At 61.8% G+C, this 21,561-nt stretch carries 23 protein-coding genes; 6 read left to right on the top strand and 17 right to left on the bottom strand.

Going from position 1 to position 21,561, the window contains the following annotated elements; all coding sequences use genetic code 11:
• Positions 1–56: 56 nt before the first annotated feature.
• Positions 57–485: an Lrp/AsnC family transcriptional regulator gene (locus tag FGK64_RS18670; RefSeq protein ID WP_138865361.1), complete on the bottom strand. Its 429-nt coding sequence runs from the start codon at positions 483–485 to the stop codon at positions 57–59.
• 150 nt (positions 486–635) lie between these two features.
• Between FGK64_RS18670 and FGK64_RS18665 the strand changes: the two genes are divergently transcribed.
• Positions 636–1,700 carry an ornithine cyclodeaminase gene (locus tag FGK64_RS18665; RefSeq protein WP_138865360.1) on the top strand — a complete coding sequence of 355 codons (1,065 nt, stop codon included), beginning with the start codon at positions 636–638 and terminating at the stop codon, positions 1,698–1,700.
• Positions 1,701–1,827: 127 nt separating this feature from the next.
• Here FGK64_RS18665 and FGK64_RS22375 read toward each other — a convergent pair whose 3' ends face one another.
• Both FGK64_RS22375 and FGK64_RS18655 read right to left on the bottom strand, forming a co-directional pair.
• A complete protein-coding gene (locus tag FGK64_RS22375) occupies positions 1,828–2,088 on the bottom strand; it encodes a hypothetical protein (protein WP_138865359.1) in 261 nt (86 codons plus the stop codon).
• Positions 2,085–2,789: a VOC family protein gene (locus FGK64_RS18655; protein WP_210236588.1), complete on the bottom strand. Its 705-nt coding sequence runs from the start codon at positions 2,787–2,789 to the stop codon at positions 2,085–2,087. Before FGK64_RS18655 ends, FGK64_RS22375 begins: the two co-directional genes overlap by 4 nt.
• Positions 2,790–2,973: 184 nt before the next feature.
• Here FGK64_RS18655 and FGK64_RS18650 point away from each other — a divergent pair, with 184 nt between their 5' ends.
• Entirely contained in the window at positions 2,974–3,624 is a 651-nt protein-coding gene (locus tag FGK64_RS18650) for a TetR/AcrR family transcriptional regulator (RefSeq protein ID WP_138865358.1), read from the top strand.
• Here the strand turns inward: FGK64_RS18650 and FGK64_RS18645 are convergent.
• The 11 genes from FGK64_RS18645 to FGK64_RS18595 all read right to left on the bottom strand — a co-directional run bounded on the left by FGK64_RS18645 (position 3,613) and on the right by FGK64_RS18595 (position 15,979).
• Positions 3,613–4,902, bottom strand: coding sequence for a TRAP transporter large permease (locus FGK64_RS18645; protein ID WP_138865357.1), 1,290 nt, complete (start codon positions 4,900–4,902; stop codon positions 3,613–3,615). The genes FGK64_RS18650 and FGK64_RS18645 overlap by 12 nt on opposite strands.
• Positions 4,903–4,904: 2 nt before the next feature.
• Positions 4,905–5,474 carry a TRAP transporter small permease gene (locus FGK64_RS18640; protein ID WP_138865356.1) on the bottom strand — a complete coding sequence of 190 codons (570 nt, stop codon included), beginning with the start codon at positions 5,472–5,474 and terminating at the stop codon, positions 4,905–4,907.
• Positions 5,471–6,442 carry a TRAP transporter substrate-binding protein gene (locus tag FGK64_RS18635; protein WP_138865355.1) on the bottom strand — a complete coding sequence of 324 codons (972 nt, stop codon included), beginning with the start codon at positions 6,440–6,442 and terminating at the stop codon, positions 5,471–5,473. Before FGK64_RS18635 ends, FGK64_RS18640 begins: the two co-directional genes overlap by 4 nt.
• 47 nt (positions 6,443–6,489) lie before the next feature.
• On the bottom strand, positions 6,490–7,251 hold the full coding sequence (locus tag FGK64_RS18630) for a maleate cis-trans isomerase family protein (protein WP_138865354.1): 762 nt from the start codon (positions 7,249–7,251) through the stop codon (positions 6,490–6,492).
• Entirely contained in the window at positions 7,248–8,411 is a 1,164-nt protein-coding gene (locus FGK64_RS18625) for an FAD-dependent monooxygenase (protein ID WP_171054138.1), read from the bottom strand. The genes FGK64_RS18630 and FGK64_RS18625 overlap by 4 nt, the downstream gene beginning before the upstream one ends.
• Positions 8,408–10,084 (bottom strand): AMP-binding protein, encoded by a 1,677-nt coding sequence (locus tag FGK64_RS18620; RefSeq protein WP_138865352.1) that lies wholly within the window; start codon positions 10,082–10,084, stop codon positions 8,408–8,410. The genes FGK64_RS18625 and FGK64_RS18620 overlap by 4 nt, the downstream gene beginning before the upstream one ends.
• A 21-nt stretch (positions 10,085–10,105) precedes the next feature.
• On the bottom strand, positions 10,106–11,341 hold the full coding sequence (locus FGK64_RS18615) for an alpha/beta hydrolase (RefSeq protein WP_138865351.1): 1,236 nt from the start codon (positions 11,339–11,341) through the stop codon (positions 10,106–10,108).
• 192 nt (positions 11,342–11,533) lie between these two features.
• On the bottom strand, positions 11,534–12,298 hold the full coding sequence (locus FGK64_RS18610; RefSeq protein ID WP_138865350.1) for an HpcH/HpaI aldolase family protein: 765 nt from the start codon (positions 12,296–12,298) through the stop codon (positions 11,534–11,536).
• A gap of 73 nt (positions 12,299–12,371) precedes the next feature.
• Positions 12,372–13,910, bottom strand: a complete 1,539-nt coding sequence (locus FGK64_RS18605) for a heme biosynthesis protein HemY (protein ID WP_138865349.1) — start codon at positions 13,908–13,910, stop codon at positions 12,372–12,374.
• 10 nt (positions 13,911–13,920) lie between these two features.
• On the bottom strand, positions 13,921–15,219 hold the full coding sequence (locus FGK64_RS18600; protein ID WP_138865348.1) for a COG4223 family protein: 1,299 nt from the start codon (positions 15,217–15,219) through the stop codon (positions 13,921–13,923).
• Between the two features lie 46 nt (positions 15,220–15,265).
• A complete protein-coding gene (locus FGK64_RS18595; protein WP_171054137.1) occupies positions 15,266–15,979 on the bottom strand; it encodes a uroporphyrinogen-III synthase in 714 nt (237 codons plus the stop codon).
• A gap of 99 nt (positions 15,980–16,078) precedes the next feature.
• On the opposite strand from FGK64_RS18595, the gene tsaD reads away from it, so the two are divergent.
• The 4 genes from tsaD to FGK64_RS18575 are packed head-to-tail and all read left to right on the top strand — an operon-like array spanning position 16,079 to position 18,824.
• Positions 16,079–17,176 (top strand): tRNA (adenosine(37)-N6)-threonylcarbamoyltransferase complex transferase subunit TsaD, encoded by a 1,098-nt coding sequence (gene tsaD / locus FGK64_RS18590; protein ID WP_138865346.1) that lies wholly within the window; start codon positions 16,079–16,081, stop codon positions 17,174–17,176.
• On the top strand, positions 17,173–18,135 hold the full coding sequence (locus FGK64_RS18585) for an NAD(P)H-dependent glycerol-3-phosphate dehydrogenase (protein ID WP_138865345.1): 963 nt from the start codon (positions 17,173–17,175) through the stop codon (positions 18,133–18,135). Before tsaD ends, FGK64_RS18585 begins: the two co-directional genes overlap by 4 nt.
• Positions 18,136–18,408, top strand: coding sequence for a YciI family protein (locus tag FGK64_RS18580; RefSeq protein WP_138865344.1), 273 nt, complete (start codon positions 18,136–18,138; stop codon positions 18,406–18,408).
• On the top strand, positions 18,405–18,824 hold the full coding sequence (locus tag FGK64_RS18575) for an EVE domain-containing protein (RefSeq protein WP_138865343.1): 420 nt from the start codon (positions 18,405–18,407) through the stop codon (positions 18,822–18,824). The genes FGK64_RS18580 and FGK64_RS18575 overlap by 4 nt, the downstream gene beginning before the upstream one ends.
• 193 nt (positions 18,825–19,017) lie before the next feature.
• On the opposite strand, the gene FGK64_RS18570 is transcribed toward FGK64_RS18575, so the two are convergent.
• From FGK64_RS18570 to ahcY, 3 genes are all read right to left on the bottom strand, one after another.
• Positions 19,018–19,359 carry a DUF2853 family protein gene (locus tag FGK64_RS18570; RefSeq protein WP_138865342.1) on the bottom strand — a complete coding sequence of 114 codons (342 nt, stop codon included), beginning with the start codon at positions 19,357–19,359 and terminating at the stop codon, positions 19,018–19,020.
• A gap of 145 nt (positions 19,360–19,504) precedes the next feature.
• Positions 19,505–20,053 (bottom strand): DUF922 domain-containing protein, encoded by a 549-nt coding sequence (locus FGK64_RS18565; protein ID WP_246057828.1) that lies wholly within the window; start codon positions 20,051–20,053, stop codon positions 19,505–19,507.
• Between the two features lie 100 nt (positions 20,054–20,153).
• Complete coding sequence (gene ahcY / locus FGK64_RS18560; protein WP_138865341.1) at positions 20,154–21,542, bottom strand: adenosylhomocysteinase; 1,389 nt, start codon at positions 21,540–21,542, stop codon at positions 20,154–20,156.
• Between the last annotated feature and the right edge of the window lie 19 nt (positions 21,543–21,561).

Here is a 21,561-nt window from a genome sequence, read left to right as displayed (position 1 = left end):
GCTGGCCTCCCCTTTGGCGGCGACCTTAGCGGGATCGGCGCCGGATGGAAGCCCGGCTAGCCCGCGACCGGCGCCAGCAACAGGCTCGACTGGCTGTTCAGCACACCCGGCGCATCGCGGATGTCTCGCAACACGCGGTCAAACCCGACGAGCGAATCCGTGCGGATTTCCACCACCAGATCCCATGCCCCATTGGTGGCGTGAATCGTGGAAACACCGGGAATGCGGGTCAGCGTGCGGATCACACTGCGCGACAGGGCGCCTTGCAATTCCACCACCGCGATGGCCCGCACGGCGCCCTCTGCATCCACATCGGTTTCCACCGTGAACCGGCGAATGCGCCCCTCGGCCACCAGCGCATCCAGACGCGCCCGCGCCGTGGTGCGCGACACGCCGGCGGCCTGCGCCAGTTGGGTCATCGGCATCCGGGCATTGGTGCGCAGCGCGGCAATCAGCCGACGATCAGTTTCCGACAGGGGCGCCATGGGTTGGTCATTCTGCCGTTTTTGTTGAACATTCTGGTAAATCTTTCACCATTCTCGATCAATTTGCCACTCGAATTCGCGCACCGGGCTTGCCACATTTGACCAAACGCCCCGATTGCGCAGGCATCGGGTACTATCCGGAGTCTTCTGATGCCCCCCGCTGCCGCAACCCGCCCTGCCCCGTCCGATCTGGCATTTGTGCCATTCGTATCGGTCGACAACATGATGCGGCTGGTCAATGCCATCGGAGTAGAGCCGTTCTTGCGCGAATTGGCCGCCTATATTCATGCCGATTTTCTGCGTTGGCCCGAGTTTGACAAAACCCCGCGCGTCGCCAGCCATTCGCGCGACGGCGTGATCGAACTGATGCCCGCCGCGGATGCCCGCCACTATGGATTCAAATATGTGAACGGCCACCCGAAGAACATGCGCGAAGGATATCAAACCGTGACGGCCTTTGGCGTACTGTCCTCGGTCGCTAACGGCTATCCCGTCCTGCTAAGCGAAATGACCCTGCTGACCGCTTTGCGCACGGCCGCAACCTCGGCCCTCGCAGCCCAGTTTCTCGCCCCGCGCGATGCGGATGTGATGGCGATGATCGGCAATGGGGCGCAATGCGAATTTCAGGCGCTGGCATTTCGGGCGATCAACGGCGTCAATCGGCTGCGACTGTACGATATCGACCCTAACGCAACAGCAAAGGCCGTGCGCAACCTGACGGCGCAGGGGTTCGACGTGGTGCACTGTCTTTCGGCAGAGGCCGCCGTCGAGGGCGCGCAGATCATCACCACCTGCACCGCCGACAAGCAATATGCCACCATCCTGACCGACAACATGGTGGGCTCGGGGGTGCATCTGAACGCCATCGGCGGCGATTGTCCCGGCAAGACCGAACTACACCGCGACATCCTTCTGCGGTCCGACATTTTCGTCGAATACCCGCCGCAAACCCGAATCGAAGGTGAGTTGCAGCAACTGCCCAAGGATCATCCGGTAACCGAACTCTGGTCGGTCATGGCCGGCACAGCCAAGGGGCGCCGCGACGGCAAACAGATCACCCTGTTCGATTCCGTCGGCTTTGCGATCGAGGATTTCAGCGCCCTGCGGTTTGTGCGGGACATGCTGGAAACCCACCCGCATTTCGACAGGCTCGACCTGCTGGCCGACCCGGATGATCCGCGCGATCTGTTCGGGATGCTGATCCGCGCCAGGTAAAATGCATTATGTCTGTCGGCGATTCCAACCGGACGTGGACACCTGTATTCTGACGTCGTTCAAGAAGCCGTGCCAGAGTTGGGCCCGGTTTCGCATCTATGTTGGCTAATGAGGCTTGGGCCAGACTCTACAGCGGCCGGTTTGTCCCGACCACGCGCACCTCATCACGACCCCATTCTGCGATTTCGCCGTTCAAACCGCCGGTGAAAATGCCATACCAGACGGCGGGCTTCATCTTCATTTCCTTGCGCGAAAACACGATCTGGACTGGTGCCGAAAGTGTCCAATAGCCTTTGTCAGGGCCTGTTATCGTTACATCCGGATTGTTGCGCTGGGTCTCGACCATGGGGCGAAACTCGGGCACGTCGATGACATGAACCTCGATCATTGCGGGCCTGCCTTATAGTCGGACACAAGCCGCGCCTTGCGCCGCCAGACGGTATCAATGTCAGGCATCAACCGCCCGCTGGCGCGGCTTTCGGTTTCCACCTCCATCGCCGCCTGCATCGTCAAAGCGGCGTCAACCTCGTCGATCTGTTCGGTTTCGCGCAAGCGGCGCGTCACTTCCACTGGATAGCCATTCGGGTCGGTGAAATAGATCGATTCAAGGATTTCGTGTTTGGTATAGGGCGATACCTTGATACCCCGACGCTCCAGTGTCTCTTTCCACTCGATCAGTTCCGCCTCTGTCTCGACGGCCCAGGCGGTATGGGTCGCGAAATAGAAATGGTGCTCTTCGGGCACATACCGTTCGGGACGCTCGCTGCCGATGTAGTAGAAGAAGGCTATCGTGGCACCGTTCCCCGCCTCGAAAAAGAAGTGCAGGAAATCATGGTGCCCCGGCGGGCCCCATCCCCGCGCGCTGATCGCATGCACCAGCGGCAATCCCAGAATATCGCGATAAAATTCGACCGTTTCGTTCAGCTTCCAGGTTGGGCGCGCGGTGTGATCGACTCCGTTCAGGGACAGTTTGACCCCATCTTCAGAGGCGTGGCGCACACCGGTCAGATCACCCCTGCCCACCCCCATCGCATCGTTGAAACTGGCAGCAGACGAGGCATCGTCTCGGGTGCCAAGCGTGTCTGTCATCTGGTTGTCCTCCCATTACGACTCGCAGTTCCGATTTATTTGACACTATATCAATTATATTCGGTTGCCAAGGAAATTAAGACTATGGCAATAAAACTACATGGCTGATTCAGATGGAAAAAAACGGGGTCGCGGGCGACCTCCGGCAAGCGGAAAATCTGGCGACGGGTTGGTGAACCGCCAGATGATTGTTGACCTCGCCTATGAACAGGGGCGCACCCAGTCGCTGGACGATATCTCTTTCATGCAGCTGGCAAAGGATCTGGGCGTAAAGCCCGGCGCCCTGCATTATCATATCGGCACAAAGGACGATCTGACCTCGGCTATCTTGAACCGGTTCTACAAGGAACTGTTGGCCGAATTTTCCATCCAACCAGTCATTGACGATTGGCGCGAGACACTGGCCCGGTTCGCGCGAACCCTGATGAACCGTCAGCGGGCACATATGGGCGCGGCGCAGCACATCCAGCGCCACGCCAAGTTCCGTATCTTTCAAAGGGTGCGCGAGGGGGAAACCGACTATGGCGCCCGGTTCCTTGACCACATCTTTTGCCTGCTGCGCGATACCGGCTTTTCGCCGCAGACTGCGGCGCTGTGTTATCATGTTCTGGCGCTGCACTGCCTGTCAGCCGCGAATTCCGATAATTCGCAACTGGAACCGGCCGCGCACGAAGCCTTTCTTACAGCCCGGGCGACCGCCTATGACAAAGGCGAAATGCCCGGGTTAGAGTATGGTTTGTTGGCGTTTGCCCGGGTCCGCGCCGAAGACGCCTTCGAGCTGGGATTGACGGCGATCCTTGACCGGTTCGCCGCCATCCGCGCGTCAGAGCAGTGACGGCAGCCAGGCGGTCAGCGGCGGACACGCCCAGACCAGAACCAGCGTCACGATAATCAGCCCGATGAACGGCAACGCCGCAAGATAGGTATCCCGCAACGTCAGTTCGGCCGGGCTTGCCGCGCCCAGCGCGAACAGCGCGTAGCCAAACGGCGGGGTAATCGCGCCCAGGGTCAGGTTCAGCAGGAACAGTGTCCAGAACATCATCGGGTCAAAACCGAAGGTGCCCACCAGCGGCGTATAGATCGGGATGAGGATCAACATCAGCGCAATCTGGTCCAGAAACATGCACAGCACGAACGGAATCAGCATCAGCAGGATCAAAACCGCAACTGGCGGCAAGGTCAGCCCGGCCAGTGCACTTACAAGCTGACTGGTCAGACCGGAAAAAGCCATCAGCTGGGTCAGGATCTTGCTGGCCGCCATGATCAGCAAAATCATCGACGACAGCAAGACAGTGCCGCGCAGAGAGTCGATTATCATGCTCAACGACAGCTTGCGGTAAATGGCAGCCACGGCCAGCGCCCCGAACACACCACAGGCGGCGGATTCGTTCGGCGTCGCTATGCCAAGCAGGATCAACCCCAGAACGGCGAAGATCACGATGGAGAACGGCAGCAGCGACAGCACCGCCCGCAAGGCAGAGCCTTTGGGGCGGCCGGTATCGCGCTGCGTGTCGCGCGACGGATCACGCCACAGCACAGCCTGAACATACAGGAAAAACAACGCCCCGGCGACAAGGCCCGGCAATACACCGGCGGCCAGAAGGGCCGAAATCGACGTGCCCGACAGCATCCCGATCAGCACCACAAGGAAGCTGGGCGGGATCACGGGCGCAAGACAGGCGCCACCCAGAACCAGCCCAGCCAGAAGGTGTTTGTCTCCACCCCGCGCCATACCCTCGGCCATCACTGTTCGGCCCAGCATTGCGGCCACAGCAACAGCCGAGCCCGACAGCGCACCCAGCAGGACCGAAATCAGCACCACGATCACATATTGCCGCCCCCGGACCCGACCAACGATATCGTCGACGGCGTTGAACAAGATGGTGATGCTGCCCGACCGGAACAGAAGCTCACCAAGCAGGATGAACAGCGGCACAGTCACCAGTTCCGAGGTGGTAGAGGTATCAAGGATCGAGGCCGGAAAGATGGATAGCATCTGCGGCCCCATCAGCATCAACGCCGCGAAGATGTTGAACCCAAAGAAGGCGGCAAAGACGGGCACGCCCAGAAAGAACAGCCCGAACAAAACGGCGACACCGGCATAAAGTGGCATTGTCAGACCCTATTCTGGTCGCTGCGCACAGTCGCTACCAGCCCGATGAGGCTGCGCAGCACATGCACCGCGGAAGAGGCAAATCCATAGAAGACGACGGCCAGCAGCCACCAACGCGGGATCGGATAGCCCGCAGCCGTAGCGGTGCCCGCAACATATGCAGCACGTAGAGCGCCCCAGACGATCCATGCCGTCGTGGTCAGAATGGCAAGCGTCAGGATCAACGCGGCGAAACTGAGTAGCAGTCGTCCCATCGGGAAGTTCAGAACCGACTCCAGCAGATTCATCGCGACGTGCTGGCCCCGCGCCGTGACCGCCGGGGCCGCCGCAAAGATGCATCCCGCCAGAAGGTAGCTGGCCCAGTCGGGGCCCCATCCAATGGGCGTTCCAAAGAAGTATCGGGCAAGCGTGCCGATGAAGGACAGTGTGGCAAGCCCGGCCAAAGCCGCGATGGCGGCCCAAAGGCCGGCCTCGGTCAGTCCATCATGGATGCGGGCAAACGCCCGGGGCAGGGGTGAACCTTTACGGCTGGTTGCCGCGCCCTGCCCGGGCGCGGCGGCGGTTTCGGTCATTCCAGCAACCCTGCCGCCTCGACAGCCGCCCGCAAGCGCACTGCTGTTTCGCCATCGCGGGTTTCGGCAAAGGCCCAAGCGCCCTTGACCACTGCATCGTCAAGTTTCGCAGCGACAGAGTCTGACAAGGTCAGGCGTTTCATCCCTGCTTCGGCCATGCGCGCGTGTTCCTGATTATTCAACGTGCGATAGGTGTCAGGTGTCTCATCCTCAAGGATGCTGGCCTGTGTTTCGAACACATCGCGCACCTCTTGCGGCAGCCCGTCCCAGAACGCCTTATTGGCCAGGATCACGTGGGGCGAGGTGATATTCGTCCCGAAATAGTGGCTCGTCACCTCTGTGAAGCCATAGCCAGTTGCCCCGGCCAGGGGAAAGGCTGCGCCGTCCACCACGCCACGTTCAAGCGCGCTGAACATCTCTGGAGGCGGCAGCACCACCGGTGTGCCTCCGATGGCCGTAATGTAGGGATGTTGCGGCGGCAGCGCGCGGATTTGCATCCCCGACAGATCGCCCGCATCTGACAGATCGCGGTTCAGATAGATCGCATAGCCATGCGCCAGCGGAACCGACACCGTGTGCAAGCCAAGCGCGTCATAGGTTTCGCGCACGACATCAATCGCGCCACTGTCACGAAACGCCTGTGCATCCGGGCGAATCGACTCTAACCCAGTCAAAATCGTCGCCGATCCGGTGTGAAAACCGGGATAGGTGCACAAAATCTGGAACAGCCCGTTCTGCGTCGGCTCAAGCTGCTGCAACGGTGGAATGGTTTCTGGTCCAGAAGTCTGAACCTTGATCTCGCCACCCGAGGCTTCGGTCAGCAATTCGGCAAATCGGTCGCAGATCACGACCGAGCCGGGGTAACGGCTGTCCCAGGTTTTCAACATGCGCACTGTCGTTTCCGCCAATGCAGTGGTTGCTGGCATCAGCGCAAGCGCGCAGGCCATCGCCCGTGTCAGGTGTTTCATTGATGTCCTCCCAAGGATTGCGCCGGTTTTGGCGCGATTTTCAGATGTTATTCGGCGGCAGCGGCCATTGGCGCCAAGGCGGCGCCGGCATCGGGCACCACTTGCTCCAGCCCCATTTCGCCCAGCATCGAACGGACGGTGCAGGCCGCCGCCGATGTGACAGGCACACCCAACTGGCGTTCCACCACGGAAAGCGCGGGCAAGGATGGCATCTGGACACAGCAGGACAGAACCACGGCGTCGACGCCTTTGGTATCCAGCCGGGCCACATCCTGCGTTAGCGCCATCGGGTCGCGTGCGGCCACAGCCAGGTTGTCCTCGATTTCCAGCGCGAGACTGTCGTGCACGTCGAAGCCTTCGTTCGCGATGTAGTCGGTAACGCGGTTTGCCAGCGGCTTCATGTAAGGCATCAGCAGGCTGACCTTGCGGGCGCCCATTGCACGCAACCCATCCACAAGCGCCCCGGCAGAGGACACGACGGGAATGTCCTTGCCCTCTTCGGCGATGGCGGTGTGCAGGTTATCTCGCGACACGCAGTGATAGCCGAAGCCCTGGCTCATGATGGCGACAAGACAGGCATAACCCATCACATCAACCTCGGCATCGGCCAGTTCGCGCGCACAGCGCAGCGAATCCCGGTCCATCGCGGCCAATTCTTCGGGGGTAACCTTTTTCATCCGCATCCGGCTGGAGTGAAAGGTGAACCGCTCGGGCCGGATCGCCTCTCGGGCGCGCAGCATGGCGGGAATTTCGGTTTCCATCGTAATGTTCGATGACGGTACGATCTGGCCCACGCGATAGGGTCTCATCCGGCGGTTTCCTGTGTCTGGGGTTCGACGCCACCGTCAGCACGCAGGGCCGCCATGAAACGCGGATGGTCTTGCGCGACACGGCTGGCATCGACACGGCTGGTGCGGGTCAGATAATCGAAGGCGAAATCATGGGCAGACCGGGCCTGCGCCATATGCGCGCCCATGGATTCATACCAAGTATAGCTCTCTTTCGCCGCGCCAATCAGCACATCAGCGGCAGGTTTCCGCGCTTTGACATAGCTGTCCAAGGCGCTGGCGGTATCCGGCGCGTCTTTCAGGGCGCGGGCCAGGGCGATGGAATCCTCCATCGCGATCCGGGTGCCCGACCCGATGGAGAAATGCGCGCGCCTGACGGCGTCTCCGATCAGAACGCGATGTCCGGCTGTCCAGCGGTCGTTCCAGATCGGTTCGAAATTGCGCCATTCGGATTTGTTGGAAATCAGCGGCTGGCCGTGCAGATCGTCGCGGTACAGGTTCTCTACAAACGCTTGCCGCTGGTCATCCGTCATGGATGCGAACCCGCAGCCGTCCCATGCCGCCTTGTCGCATTCCATCACAAAGGTGCACATCTGGTCGGTGTAGGGGTAATAATGCGCACAGAAGGCTCCGCCCCCGGCGTTTCGAAAGCTCAACGTCGGGCGATCATGGGTCAGCTTCGCGCCATACCATGCGAAGGCGTTCGACAACTGCCCGCCGCCAGTGCCGAATTCAGTCTCAAACTGCCGACGCAGAGACGAATTGGCGCCATCCGCGCCAATCACCAGATCGGCGTCATCCAGTCTGGACGGGTCGGTGACGTCGTGGTTGTGGTAAAGGGTGACACCTATCTCTTTGCATAGGTCTTGCAGCACCGCCAGCAGGTGAAGCCGTTCGACCGCGCCACCATAGGCGGCGCCCTCGATCCGTGCAGTGGACCCGTTCAGGATGATGTCCTGATTGCCAAGTGTCTTCGAAATGCCGGTGATCCGGTGATAGCTTTCGGCATCGGCGGCCTGAAGACGCGCCAGCCCGGCCCCGGCCAGCACCACACCAAACCCGAATGTGGCATCGGGTGCGTTGCGTTCGTACACGGTGATATCCGGGGCGTTCAGCCATTTTCGAGCAAGATAGGCAAAGTAGAGCCCTGACGGCCCGCCACCTATGATGTTGATTTTCATGTCAGTTCCCCCTGACGGGTTTCCAAGGCCAAGGTCTTGGCGATGCGGGTCCGCAAGGCGGCTTTGTCGAGCTTGCCGACCTTGGTCAGTGGCAAGGCGTCGATCGGCTCGATCCGTTCTGGCCATTTGAAAATTGCCAGACCGGCGGCTTTCAGAAAGGCGCCCAACTCGGCCACATCGGGCAGGGCGGTTCCGCTGCGGGGTACGACGAACAGGCAAATCTTTTCGCCATGAGTTGGCGACGGCATCCCCACCACAGCCACATCGCCCATCGCAGGATGAGCCATCACAGCGCGCTCGACCTCTTCGCAGTTCACCTTTTCGCCGGCCCGGTCGACCACATCCTTGATCCGGCCCTCGAACGAATAAAACGACTGCCCGTCGATCATGTGGCAGCGCATGAGATCTCCCGAGCGGTAAAAGCCGTCACTGGTGAAAGTTTCGGCGTTGCGCTCGGGTGCATTGTAATAGCCGCGGATGGTATAGGGCCCGGCCACTGCCAGTTCGCCGATCTCACCCAGAGCGACATCTTGTTCGGTGCCCGGATGCAAAATGCGAACCCGGTCGTGTTCGGAAACCGGGCGGCCGCATGTGCCGAACCGCACCTGTTCGGGATCGCCCGGGCGGGTGAACATGATCGTACCTTCGGTCATGCCAAAGATGTGGTGCCCATCCACGCCCATGCCGCGCGTGACGGTTTCCGCAGCGTCGGTCGAAAAGATTTCGCGCAGCGCGCCCGGCCCGATCCGCGATTGATCCATCTCGGCCTGCATCCGCATGATGATCGGCTTGGCCGCCCCCATGATCGTCGGTGACAGGGCATTGTGGGTGTCGCGCATTGCGTCCTGATCTGTGTTGGGCGTAGCCACCACGGATCCACCGGACATCAGGAATGGGCCCCAGCCGCACCCCATGTTCAGGTTGTGTGCAAAGGGCATCGGAATGAACACGCGGTCCTGTGCCGTCCAGCCTTTGAACGCCATCACGGCGCGCATGTTGTAGAGGTATTCGCCATGCATACGCGGAATGATTTTGGGCACTCCGGTGGTGCCGCCCGACAGTTGGAATGCCGCCACTTGCCACGGGTCCTGCGTCACCTCGGCCAACCGTTGACGGGCCGCCTCCAGATCGCCCTGCATCAGCAGCGCCATGTCGACAGCGCCCTCGCGCGCGCTGCCCCTGGTCGAGATGATGGTATCCAACCCCGGAACCTCTGCCTGCATCTTCCGAGCGAAGGCGTGAAAATCGAACTTGGGCGCGTCACTTTCGATGAAATGCGCCCGCGCACCACCAAATTCCGCCAGATATCCGATTTCGGATTCACGATGGGCCGCCAGCGTGCATACAGGGATGATCCCGGCCTTCCAGCAGGCAAGGTAAGCCATCAACGTTTCCGGTGTATTGGTCAGCTGAAAGATGGCCCGGTCCAATGGTTTCAGGCCCAGATCGAGCAGACCGGCAGCGATCTTGTCGGTCGCCTCGTCCAATTCGCGATAGGTTAGCGTACCATCAAGCCAGACGATCGCCGGGCGATCGGCATGTGCCGCGGCAGCGGCGCGAAATCCATCCGCCAAAGTCTCGGCAGGCATCGCACCCATGTCGTGCCAGCGCTTCAGATCGGCCGGATCGGGATAGACGACACCTGGAATGGGATGTTGCGGTGAAAATGTCATTTTATCCTCCCTCGTCATCGTTCAGGCGGCCAGCCGCTGGCCAAGCCAGTCGCGGATGATCGCTCCGGCAACGGCTTGCCCGCTGTCTTCGCCGGGGCCAAGCGGTTGGCCATGGTGGGTGCCGCGAACGGCGTGAAGCTCTTTGTCGGACGCACCCAGCGCTTCGAAAATCTCGTTCAAGTCTTCGGGGAACACGCAGGCATCGGCTGTATAGCGGATCACCAGCGTCGGTTGCCGGATCGCCGGCGCGCAGCGCAGCACATTGGCTTTCGAGCGGAGGCCCGACCATGTCGACAGCCAGCTTTCCGGCGTACAGACCTTGCCAAACCCGACGCCATTCATATTGGTCTTGAACGGATCACGCCCCCAAAGCGACCCCAGCGTGCGGTCTGTCGGATCAAGCGACAGGTCCCAATTGCGCAGATCGGCATCCGTGCGGGGCACGGTAAAGATGGCCTGCCATCCAGCGGTCAGGCGTGCCCCGGTATCCTCCGCCCCGGCCTTTCGGGCATCCTGCCGCGCCCGCACCAGTGCCAGCGCGGTCGCGTCGATCCGTTCTACCCGCGCATGCTGGGCCGCGCGATAACGCGCAACGAATTCGGGTGTGTAAGAGGCACCATCGGAGGTGAATCCATTCGCCTTGGAGAATGGAAACAGACTCGGATCAAGCGATACAGGGTCTGTTTCGTCAGTCACGGAAGGATCGAGGGAGTTCATCAGCAACACACCCTGCCCCGGGTGCGGCGCGACGAAGATCATCGCGTCCGGCGCGATCATCGGGGCTTCGGACAGCTTGACCGGGCGACCAGCCGGCGTGCGGACCTGGCGCGCCTCGGGCGCCAGGGAGGCCTGTTCCGCGTAATAGGCAAACAGCCCACCACCGCCGGAATTGCCAACCAGAACCTGTTTCTCATAGCCGCGCCCGGCCAGAAAACTGGTGCCAGCGTCAACGTCCAGCAGGGCCAGTTCATGTTCCAGTCGCAGATCGTTTCCGGCAGCGCGCGACCCTTGAACCCAGACAGCTATGCCTGCCTCCAGTAATTCGGGAACTAGGTAATGGGTCGCAAGGATTTCGCGCGGATGCATCAGAACGGCAACCGCCGTTTCTCCGCCGCACCGATACAGGTAGCCGGTCACGTTGGCGCCATCGGTCGTGGTCAACGTGTGAACCGAGGCCCGCATGTCCGATGGCAAGCGATCCGGATCCCATTGCGCGCCGCGCAGCCCTGCAAGTGGTCTGAAATCTTTTGCCGCCATGATCCCCTCCGTTGCGTGGCGACCAAGTGACACTTTATTTGATAGTATGTCAATTAAAATTGATACCGTGAAAATAATACTATCACCCCGATAGGGTAACCGCCTGAAAACAATAGGATCATAGGATCACTCAGACCTTGAAGAGTGTCCGGTGACCCGTGAATTTTGCGATTTGAGAGGGCGTATCCGACGCTATGACAGCGCGGCCAGCGCGCGTGCTCCGGCCAGCAGCAGCGATTGATCCGACCCGATAACGAACACTGTTGCCCCGGCGTGCGTCCATTTTTCAAGCTGGTCCGCATTCCCAAGGAACAGCCCGGCGGCAATTCCGGCGGCGCGCGCGGCCTTGATCGTCGCCAATATCGCATCGTCAAGCTCGGGCGCGGTCATTGCACACCCCAACGACAACGACAGATCGGCTGGCCCGACGAACAGAACATCAACGTCCGGCGTGCCCGCGATGGCATCCAGATTGCCCAGGGCTTCGCGGTCTTCGATCTGCGCCATGATCACGGTTTCCGCATCGGCGCGGGTGCGGTAGGGCCCCGCGCCTTCGGTGCCGTAGAACCCGGCTCGACCCGAGGGCGAAAACCCACGGGCGCCCCGGTGGTATTTCACGGCGCGCACCAATGCATCGGCCTGATCGGCCGTTGCCACATGCGGCGCCATAACCCCGGTGCAGCCCAGGTCGAGCCCGGGCCAGATCGCCGGTGCTTCGCCCCCGGCCGAACGGAACAACAGCGGCAAACCGACCGACCGCGCGCCAAGACAAAGCCCATCCAGATCAGACAGTCCAATCGGGCCGTGCTCCATGTCGGCCACGGCGAAATCCAGACCCGCAAGCCCGACAATCTCGGCCACATGCGACGTCGGCGTTTTGATGAATGTGCCTATAACGCGCTCATGCGCGCAGATGCGCTGGCGCAGGGATAACCCGTTTTCGCTTGTTGACCCCATTCCCGCATCCTTTTGCTTTGGCCGCAAGGATGCACAGGGTGCGCGCGGTTACAACCCCGCCCGCACCCGCCAGTTAAGAGGCTTTCTTGTCGTCCTTTTGGTCCGCTTCTGCGCCGGTGGAGACCTGCGTTTCCAGCGGGTCTTCCGGGCGCGGGATGGTATCCACAAGTTCGGCCTCGGGGATATCGTCCGACTTGGAGTCGGGCATGGGTTCGGGTTCGGGCGCCGGATCGGGCTGGCCGACCAGCAGCGGCAGCACATGCGCCGCGACCGCGCCCTGTACCTCGGACCGGGGCGGCGTTTTCCACGCCAGCGTGTCCAGTGCCTCGCAATTGCTGCACACCGGCATCCACGCTGAATGGATCGTGTGGCAATTTTCGCAAACCCACTGCGGACCACGCGGCGCTTCCAGGGCACGGGCCAGCCACGCCCGGACGATGCCATCGCTGGCGCCTTCGCCGCGTTCGATCGCGGCCATCAGCGTCAGCGCGCGCGCGTCGCCCTTTCCCGGTTCGGCCAGATCGCCGAGCGCGCGACGCGCTTCGGGGAAATCCTCGGCGACGACGTACAGTTCGGCCAAAAGCAGGCGAGTTTCCGGGTGGTCGGGATGCGTTTTGGTCAGCACGGTGAAGCGGCGGATCCGCTCCTGCGGCGATTCATTCGGCTCTATCTCGGCAAAAGCGGCGGCCAGATCAGGGTGCGGCTGGGCATCCCACGCCTTGCGCAAAAGCCGCGTTGCGTTCTTGGGTTTGCCCTTTGACACATAGGCGCGGGCGGCCATGGCGGCGGCGGGCACCAGATCAGGCGACAGGCGGTTGGCCTCGATAGCCTGTTCGCGGGCGTCGATGCTGGAATTCTCGTCAAGCACCTCATGCGCTTCCGACAAGGCCAGAACCGCCTCTCGCCGGGTATAGACATCGCGCGGCAGAGTGCCCGATTTCAGCTTGGCACTCAGCGTGCTGCGCGCGCCGGCCCAGTCATGCGCCTGCGCCTGAAGTCGCAGCAGAACGTCTTGCGTTTCCGCGTGTCGGGGTTTCAGGGCAAATGCCTTCTCGGCCAGCTTGCGGGCGGTTTCGGTATCCCCCTCGGCCAGCTTTTGTTTCATGATCCCGCGCACCCCGACAAACCGGGTTTTATCGTCTTCGATCAGTCGCTTGTAGGATTCCGTCGCCTTGTGCCGGTCGCCTGCCATCTCAGCGGCCTGGGCCGTCAACAGGTTGGTCAGCTCTGGCTTGTGCAGATACCGTTCGGCGCGCGCAGCCTTGTTCATCGCCACGCGGCCCTCGCCCGAGGCCAGCGCCATCAGACCATCGGCCAGCGCCTGATACCCCTTCCGCTCGCGTCCACGGCTGAAATAGCGCGAAATCGCGGTTTCATCGCCGCTGATGAAACGCAGGATCGCCACGCAAAGCGACAGGATTTTCAGCAGCACCCAAACCGCGACGACCAGCACGACAATCGCGATCACCGATTGCAGTGGGCCCAGCGTATATTCGGTGCCCGCCACGGTGACCTGCACGCCACCCGAGGTTTCGAGCAGGATCGACGCCCCAATGGCCAGCGCGGCGACGATGGCGACAAAAACCAGGATCTTGATCAGTGACCAAAGCATTGCGCGTCCTTCAGTTGGAATTCACGGGGGTGTTGGTGGCCAGCGACTCGACCGCGTTCAGCGCATCGACACGGGTCTGCGCACGGGCAATCCAGCCCTCCAGCGGGGCGCGGCCAGTCTCGGGCATGGCAGCAAGCTCGGTCAATGCCAGTTCGATACGGCCCTGCACAACGGCGCTTTCGGCACGCGACAGGATGGCGTCCGGGTCATCGCCAGAACGAGGCGAGACCGAGCGCGCGCCAAGCTGGCGCTGCAGGAAGGCGCCGATGCCTTCGCCGTTGCCGCCGCTGCGGGTGGCGGCCAAAGCCTCGCGTGCGGCGGGCGGGAAACTTTCGCGCAATGCGGGAAGCGAGGCGACACCCTCGGCTGCGTGATCGGCCAGCGCCTGCGGCACCTCGGCGCCCGTCTGGGTCAAATCGTCAAGCAGATCGGCATAAGGCTCACCGCTGCCCACTGCCGTTTCAAGGCGGGCAACGACCGTTTGTAGCGTCGCCGCACGCGATGCTTCGGCGGCATTGGCATCCAATTGCCTGGCTTCTTCGATCATCGACTCGACCGTGGCGCGCTGTTCGGCGACCGCATCGCTCAGGCGGGCCAGTTCCCGTTCATAGGCATCCACCGCGGATTGCGGCGCGCCTTCACTGATCGGGCGCTTTTCCAGTGCATCCAGACGGGCCGCGAAATCACCGGTTTCGCTGGCAATCTGGGCGATTTGCCCGCCCAGCGGGTCCAACGCCGCAGCCAGATCGTCGATGCGGGCGGACAGGGCTGGCAGGTCCATTGCGCCCAGCGCGGCAGAAATGTCTTCCTGCGCGGCCTTTTGCTGTGCCAACTCGGCGGACAGGGCCTCAAGCTCGGCGCTGGCATCGGTTTCCTGCCAGGACGGCGGCAACAGCGGGTTCAGCACGTCGCTTTCAGCCACGGCAAAGCCGATCAGCGCAGCAATAGCCCCGCCCAGAAGCGCCGCGCCAAAGGTGCCGCCCTTTCTGGGTTCGGGGGCGGGTTGCGCCACGGGCTCGGGTGGCGTTGTCAGATCGGGCGGCTCTGACGTGTGATCGGCTGGGTCTGCCGCAATATCTGAATCCCCCGCAGGCGACGCATCTGAGGGATCGGTGTGTTCGGCCAGCAAGGGTTCGCTTGCATCCTCTGCCGTATCTGCTTCGGTGTCGGCGGATGTAGCGGAGGCCCCCTCTTCCGCCGGGTCGGTCGGTTTTACATCCGGCTGGACCGTTGCCTCCTTGGGCGTGTCATCCTGCGGCTTGGCGTCGCCATCCGCATCCGTCGGTCCGCTTTTCCTGTCGTCGACCACCTGTAACTTCCCTTTCGAATCCGATCCGGCTTTCGCAATAAAAACACTACTGTGCGCTTCCCTTGGCCTCAAGCCGCGCAGTTTCGGCCAATACACGGCGCAGTTCCTCTGCCATCGCGCGCGCATCTGGCCGACACGCTGTTGAAACTGAGGCAAAACCGCAGGAAAGCAAGGGATCAGCCACCGCATCGGACAGCGCAATCGCATGAATATGCCCCCGTGTCGCAAATTCTTCGACAAATTGTCGCGCCGTGCGCGGCGAAAACACGGGCGCAATCACGGTTTGGCCCGCGTTCAACCGCGCCTGTACCTCAGGCGGGGCGCCTAGAAGACGCTGATCGTAAATCGCGCACTCCGAGGTGGGCAAGCCAGCTTGGGTCAGACGTTCTGCGATGTGTCCCCGCCGATGCCGTCCGCACAGATGCAACAGGGGTGCAGGCGGGCGCCGCGCGATCAGGTTCGCAACCAGCGCATCCGCCGTATCGCCTCCGGTTTGCGCGGCCCACCCCGCGTTGCGCGCTGCCTGCGTGGTGCGCATGCCCACACAGTAGCAGGGCAGATCGGTTGCAAACTGAAGGACGCGGGCGATCTGAACTGCATTTGAGGATGTCAGGATAAGCCCCTGCGCCGCTCCCTGATCTACTATGGTACAGGTCGGCTCAATCTGGATCAGGGGGGCAAAAACAGGCTCTATACAGGACCGAATGTCATCTGGCAGCGTGTCGACAAAGCTGCGGCCAGCCTGCAGCGGTCGTGTCATCAACAAGATGGGCCGCTCGGCAGACATGCAAACCTCGGGATTGTGGGTCAGGGTTCCGGATGGTAGCGATGGCCCGAAGATCTTGCAACGGGCCGCACGATGACACGGGATTTGACAGTTCTCGGGCTGGAAAGCAGTTGCGACGATACCGGCGCAGCGGTTGTCAGGCTGTCGGGCGACACGGGCGGCAGTATCCTTTCGAACGTGGTGTACGGCCAAGCCGAGCTGCATCGCGATTTCGGAGGCGTGGTGCCCGAAATCGCTGCGCGGGCGCATACCTCGAAACTTGATCTGGCAGTCCGCGCCGCACTGACCGAGGCGGGCACGTCGCTTGCTGGAATAGATGCGATTGCCGTGACTGCCGGACCCGGGTTGATTGGCGGCGTGATGGCCGGGGTGATGTGCGCCAAGGGTCTGGCGGCAGCCACGGGCCTGCCACTGATTGGTGTAAACCATCTGGCCGGGCATGCGCTGACCCCTCGGTTGACCGATGGGCTGACCTATCCATATCTCATGCTGCTGGTTTCGGGTGGGCACTGCCAATTCCTGATCGCGCGCGGGCCTGACAGCTTTGCCCGGTTGGGCGGCACCATCGACGACGCGCCGGGCGAGGCATTTGACAAGGCGGCCCGCTTGCTTGGCCTGCCGCAACCCGGCGGGCCTGCCGTGGAACGCGCGGCGCTGGATGGTGATCCCAAAAGTTTCCGCCTGCCTCGGCCCCTGTTGGACCGGTCCGGCTGCGACATGTCATTCTCGGGGTTGAAAACCGCGCTGTTGCGGGCGCGCAATACGCTGATAGCCGATCAGGGCGGGCTGTTCCGTCAGGACGTGGCCGACCTTTGCGCGGCATTCCAATCGTCGGTTTGCGATGTACTGGCGGAAAAAACACGTCGCGCCTTGGCCGAATACATGGTTCTGAACCCCACCCAACCCGCCTTGGCCGTCGCCGGAGGTGTTGCCGCAAATAACGCCATTCGCGCCGTGTTAGAGACGGTATCATCGGATGCAGGCGCGCAGTTCTGCGCCCCGCCATTGGCGCTGTGCACCGACAATGCCGCGATGATTGCCTATGCCGGGGGCGAGTTGTTTCGTTCGGGCCATATCGACGATATGACGCTGACGCCACGACCCCGCTGGCCGCTGGACCGGTCCAGCCCCGCCATGCTGGGCAGCGGCAAAAAAGGCGCGAAAGCATGAGCGTCGGCATCCTTGGTGCGGGCGCTTTTGGCACCGCGCTGGCTGTCACGCTGGCGCGCAAAGGGCTGGACGTGACGATATGGGCCCGTGATGCGGACACGGTTGCGGCGATCAACGAAAAGCGCGAAGCCCCGCGCCTCCCCGGCGTGACACTGCCCGACAGGATAACCGCCAGCCCCGATCTGGCGGAGGTGTCGACGGCACAAACCCTGCTTCTAGCCACGCCGATGCAATCGCTGCAATCGGTGCTGAGCCAGATCGACGCCCCCCTGTCCGGCCAGCACCTTGTCGCCTGCTGCAAGGGGATCGACCTTTCCACGCTGACCGGGCCGACCGGCGTGATTGCCAGGGCCAAGCCAGAGGCGATCCCGGCTATCCTGACCGGGCCCAGCTTTGCCCATGACATTGCACGCGGCTTGCCGACCGCGCTGACGCTGGCCTGCGCCGATCCCAAGGCCGGGGCCGAATTGCAGGATCAACTGTCAACCGCAACGCTCCGCCTTTACCGCTCGACCGATATGACCGGGGCCGAATTGGGCGGCGCGCTGAAGAACGTGATCGCCATCGCGTGCGGCGCCTGCATCGGCGAGGGCATGGGCGACAGCGCCCGCGCCGCGCTGATGACCCGCGGCTTTGCCGAAATGGTGCGCCTGGCCACCCATCTTGGCGCGCGACCCGAAACGCTGGCCGGGTTGTCGGGCCTCGGCGATCTGTCACTGACCTGCACGTCAGACCTGTCGCGCAACTATCGATTTGGTCTGGCTTTGGGGCGACAGGAACCCTTTGACGACACGATTACGGTTGAGGGTGCCAAAACCGCGCTCGCGGTCACCCGGCTGACTGAGACGCTTGGACTTGACCTGCCGATTTGCAAAATGGTGGCCGAGGTGTCGGCGCGCGGCGTTTCGATCGCCGAGGCCATCACCTATCTACTTAACCGGTCCCTGAAGGAGGAATGAATGCTTATTGCTTTGATCGCGAAGGATAAAACAGGCGCGCTGCAGCTGCGCAAGGACAATCGCGCCGCACATCTGGCCTATGTCGAGTCGACCGGCGTTGTGCATATGGCCGGGCCACTGCTGGATGATGCGGGCGAGATGTGCGGCAGCCTTGTCGTTCTGGATGTCGCCGATATGGACGCCGCGCAGGCTTGGGCCGATGGCGATCCATATGCAAAGGCCGGCCTGTTTGACAGTGTCGAGCTGAGCGCATGGAAGAAGGTGATCGGATGACCTACTGGCTGTTCAAGTCCGAACCTTCGACGTGGAGCTGGCAGAACCAGGCCGAGAAAGGCGCCGAGGGCGAGGAATGGGACGGCGTGCGCAACTATCAGGCCCGCAATTTCATGCGCGAAATGAAGCTGGGCGATCTGGGGTTCTTCTATCACTCGCAAAGCGAAAAGGCGGTGGTCGGCATTGTCGAGGTCTGTGCCGAGGTGCACCCCGACAGCAAGGCCGATGATCCGCGTTGGGAATGCGTAGATATTCGCGCGGTAAGGCAATTCACGCAGCCCGTGACGCTGGATCAGATCAAGGCCGATCCGCGGCTTGGCGAGATGGTTCTGGTGAAGAATTCACGCCTGTCGGTCCAGCCGGTGCTGCCCGACGAATGGGCGGCGATCTGCGAGATGGGCCAAACGCAGCCGTGACATAATCGAGAGTCGAGGGGCCGGCACGGGACTGCCGGCACCCTCTCTCACCCACGTGCTCCCATTGCACCACACGTGAAACTGAAATTCGGTCCGGCCCTCCTGGCCTTCGATCACGGTGATACATGCCAAGGTCGGTCAGGGCAAAGGAATTGCCCTTACCAATTGAGTCACATGCAACCGATCAGGCGCCTTAGCCGTAAACGGCCTCTTTGCCAAAGTGCTTGGTCAGCATGTAATAGACCACGGCGCGATATTTGTTCCGCTCGGATTTGCCGTAGGTTTCAATGACTTTCTCGATCCCGCTGTCCAACTCGGGGCTGTCGGACAGTCCCAGTTTCTTGATCAGGAAGTTATTCTTGACGGTTTCCAATTCGCCCGGCTGCGACGAGGCAACGGTCGAAGCGTCGTCGTCATAGATCGACGGGCCGCAGCCGATGGTGACCTTGGTCAGAAGGTCCATATCCGGCGTCATGCCGCATTTCGATGTCAGGTCTTCCGCGTATTTCGCAATCAGATCGTCGCGCTTACCCATGTCGTATTCTCCCACCTGTGTGGCGTGTCCGCCTGTTTACAAAGGCCCCGTTCGGCGCTGATCAGAGCCTAACGGCTGAAATCTCTGCAACAAAGGGAAAATTTTGCGGCATTCCTCATGAACGGCAAAGCGTCTCGCGCACGGGTCAGTTCAGAACCACTCCTTCGGTCGCGCCGTGGCGGGTGCGCTTATCAAGCACCTCGTCCTGCTTGTTCCATTTCTTGATGACGGCGTCGCCGTTGGCGCACCTGGTCTGCTCGATCTCGCGCGCCGCCTGCACACCGTGCGCGCCGTGCTTTTCCTCGTGCGCCTTCAGCGCGCTGACCATCGCCTTCCAGCTTTTGCGCGTGGCGGCGTCCATCTTGCCTTCGTTCTTATGTTTCGGCATCGTGTAGGTGATCTCGACCGACAACGCGCAGCTCCCGCTCCAGCGCACATACCAGTCCGTATAGGCCCAATAGCCGTTCGGTCCCCGCTGCTTCATCTGCTGTTTCAGCCCCTGCACACTGGTGGCATCGACCTCGTAAGTCTTATTCTTCACGCTCACCTTGGGCTTCGCCGCGCCCGCGCCGGCCCCCAGCATCACGCATAGGGCGGTGGCAAGCGTCACTTTGATGATATTCCGAAGGACGTTGGTCATGGACATGCGATCCTGTTCAAGACTTGCAGTGCGGACCTTGCCCTTGCGCACCACGAAAATCAATCGCCGGCGCGCCGCAAACGAAAACCGCCACCCCGGTCTCCCGAAGCGGCGGCAAAATGCTGTGGGGTGGGCATCACGCGCCCGCCATGGCTCAATACCGGTAATGTTCCGGCTTGAACGGGCCTTCGGGTTTCACGCCGATATAGGCAGCCTGTTCCGGGTTCAGTTCGGTCAGTTTCACGCCGATGCGGTCCAGATGCAGGCGTGCGACTTTTTCATCCAGGTGCTTGGGCAGGATGTAGACCTGGTTTTTATACTCGTCGCCTTTGGTCCACAGTTCGATCTGGGCCAGCACCTGATTGGTAAACGACGCCGACATCACAAAGCTGGGGTGCCCGGTGGCGTTGCCAAGGTTCAGCAAACGACCTTCGCTGAGGAGGATGATCTTGTTGCCGCTGGGCAATTCGATCATGTCCACCTGTTCCTTGATGTTCGTCCACTTGTGGTTCTTCAGCGCGGCAACCTGAATTTCGTTGTCGAAGTGGCCGATGTTGCCGACGATGGCCATGTTCTTCATCTCGCGCATATGCTCGATGCGGATCACGTCCTTGTTGCCGGTGGTGGTGATGAAGATGTCGGCGGTGTCGACCACATCTTCCAGGCGCACAACCTCGAACCCGTCCATCGCGGCCTGAAGCGCGCAGATCGGGTCGACCTCGGTCACTTTGACGCGGGCACCGGCGCCGCGCAGCGACGCGGCCGAACCTTTGCCCACATCGCCATAACCCATCACAACGGCGACCTTGCCGGCCATCATCGTGTCGGTGGCGCGGCGGATGCCATCAACCAGCGATTCCTTGCAGCCGTATTTGTTGTCGAACTTCGACTTGGTGACGCTGTCGTTGACGTTGATCGCGGGGAAGGGCAGCTGGCCGTCGCGGACCAGTTGGTACAGGCGGTTCACGCCGGTTGTGGTTTCCTCGGACACGCCCTTGATCTGGTCGCGCACCTTGGTGAACCAGCCCGGGCTGGCTTCCATGCGCTTCTTGATCTGCGCCTTGATCACCTCTTCCTCTTCCGAGGTGGGGACGGGAATGATGTCTTCGCCCGCTTCGGCGCGCGCGCCCAGCAGAACATACAGCGTGGCATCACCGCCATCGTCCAGGATCATGTTCGGGCCGTCGGCGAACAGGAACGACTTGTCGAGGTAATCCCAGTGTTCCGTCAGCGTCTGGCCCTTGATCGCGAACACCGGTGTGCCCCCTGCGGCAATCGCGGCGGCGGCGTGATCCTGGGTCGAAAAGATGTTGCAAGAGGCCCAGCGCACATCGGCGCCCAGCGCCACCAGCGTTTCGATCAGAACCGCCGTCTGAATCGTCATGTGCAGCGATCCGACAATGCGCGCGCCGCTCAGCGGTTTGCTTTCGCCGTATTCCTCGCGCAGAGCCATCAGCCCCGGCATTTCGGTTTCGGCGATGTCCAGTTCCTTGCGGCCGTAATCGGCCAGGGCGATGTCCTTGACGATATAGTCCTGTGTCACGCGCGTCTCTCCAAATTGG

The organism is Arenibacterium halophilum, assembly GCF_005938225.1.
In the GTDB taxonomy this organism is placed as follows: Bacteria; Pseudomonadota; Alphaproteobacteria; order Rhodobacterales; family Rhodobacteraceae; genus Arenibacterium; species Arenibacterium halophilum.
This window is presented reverse-complemented; position numbering and strand designations above follow the sequence as displayed.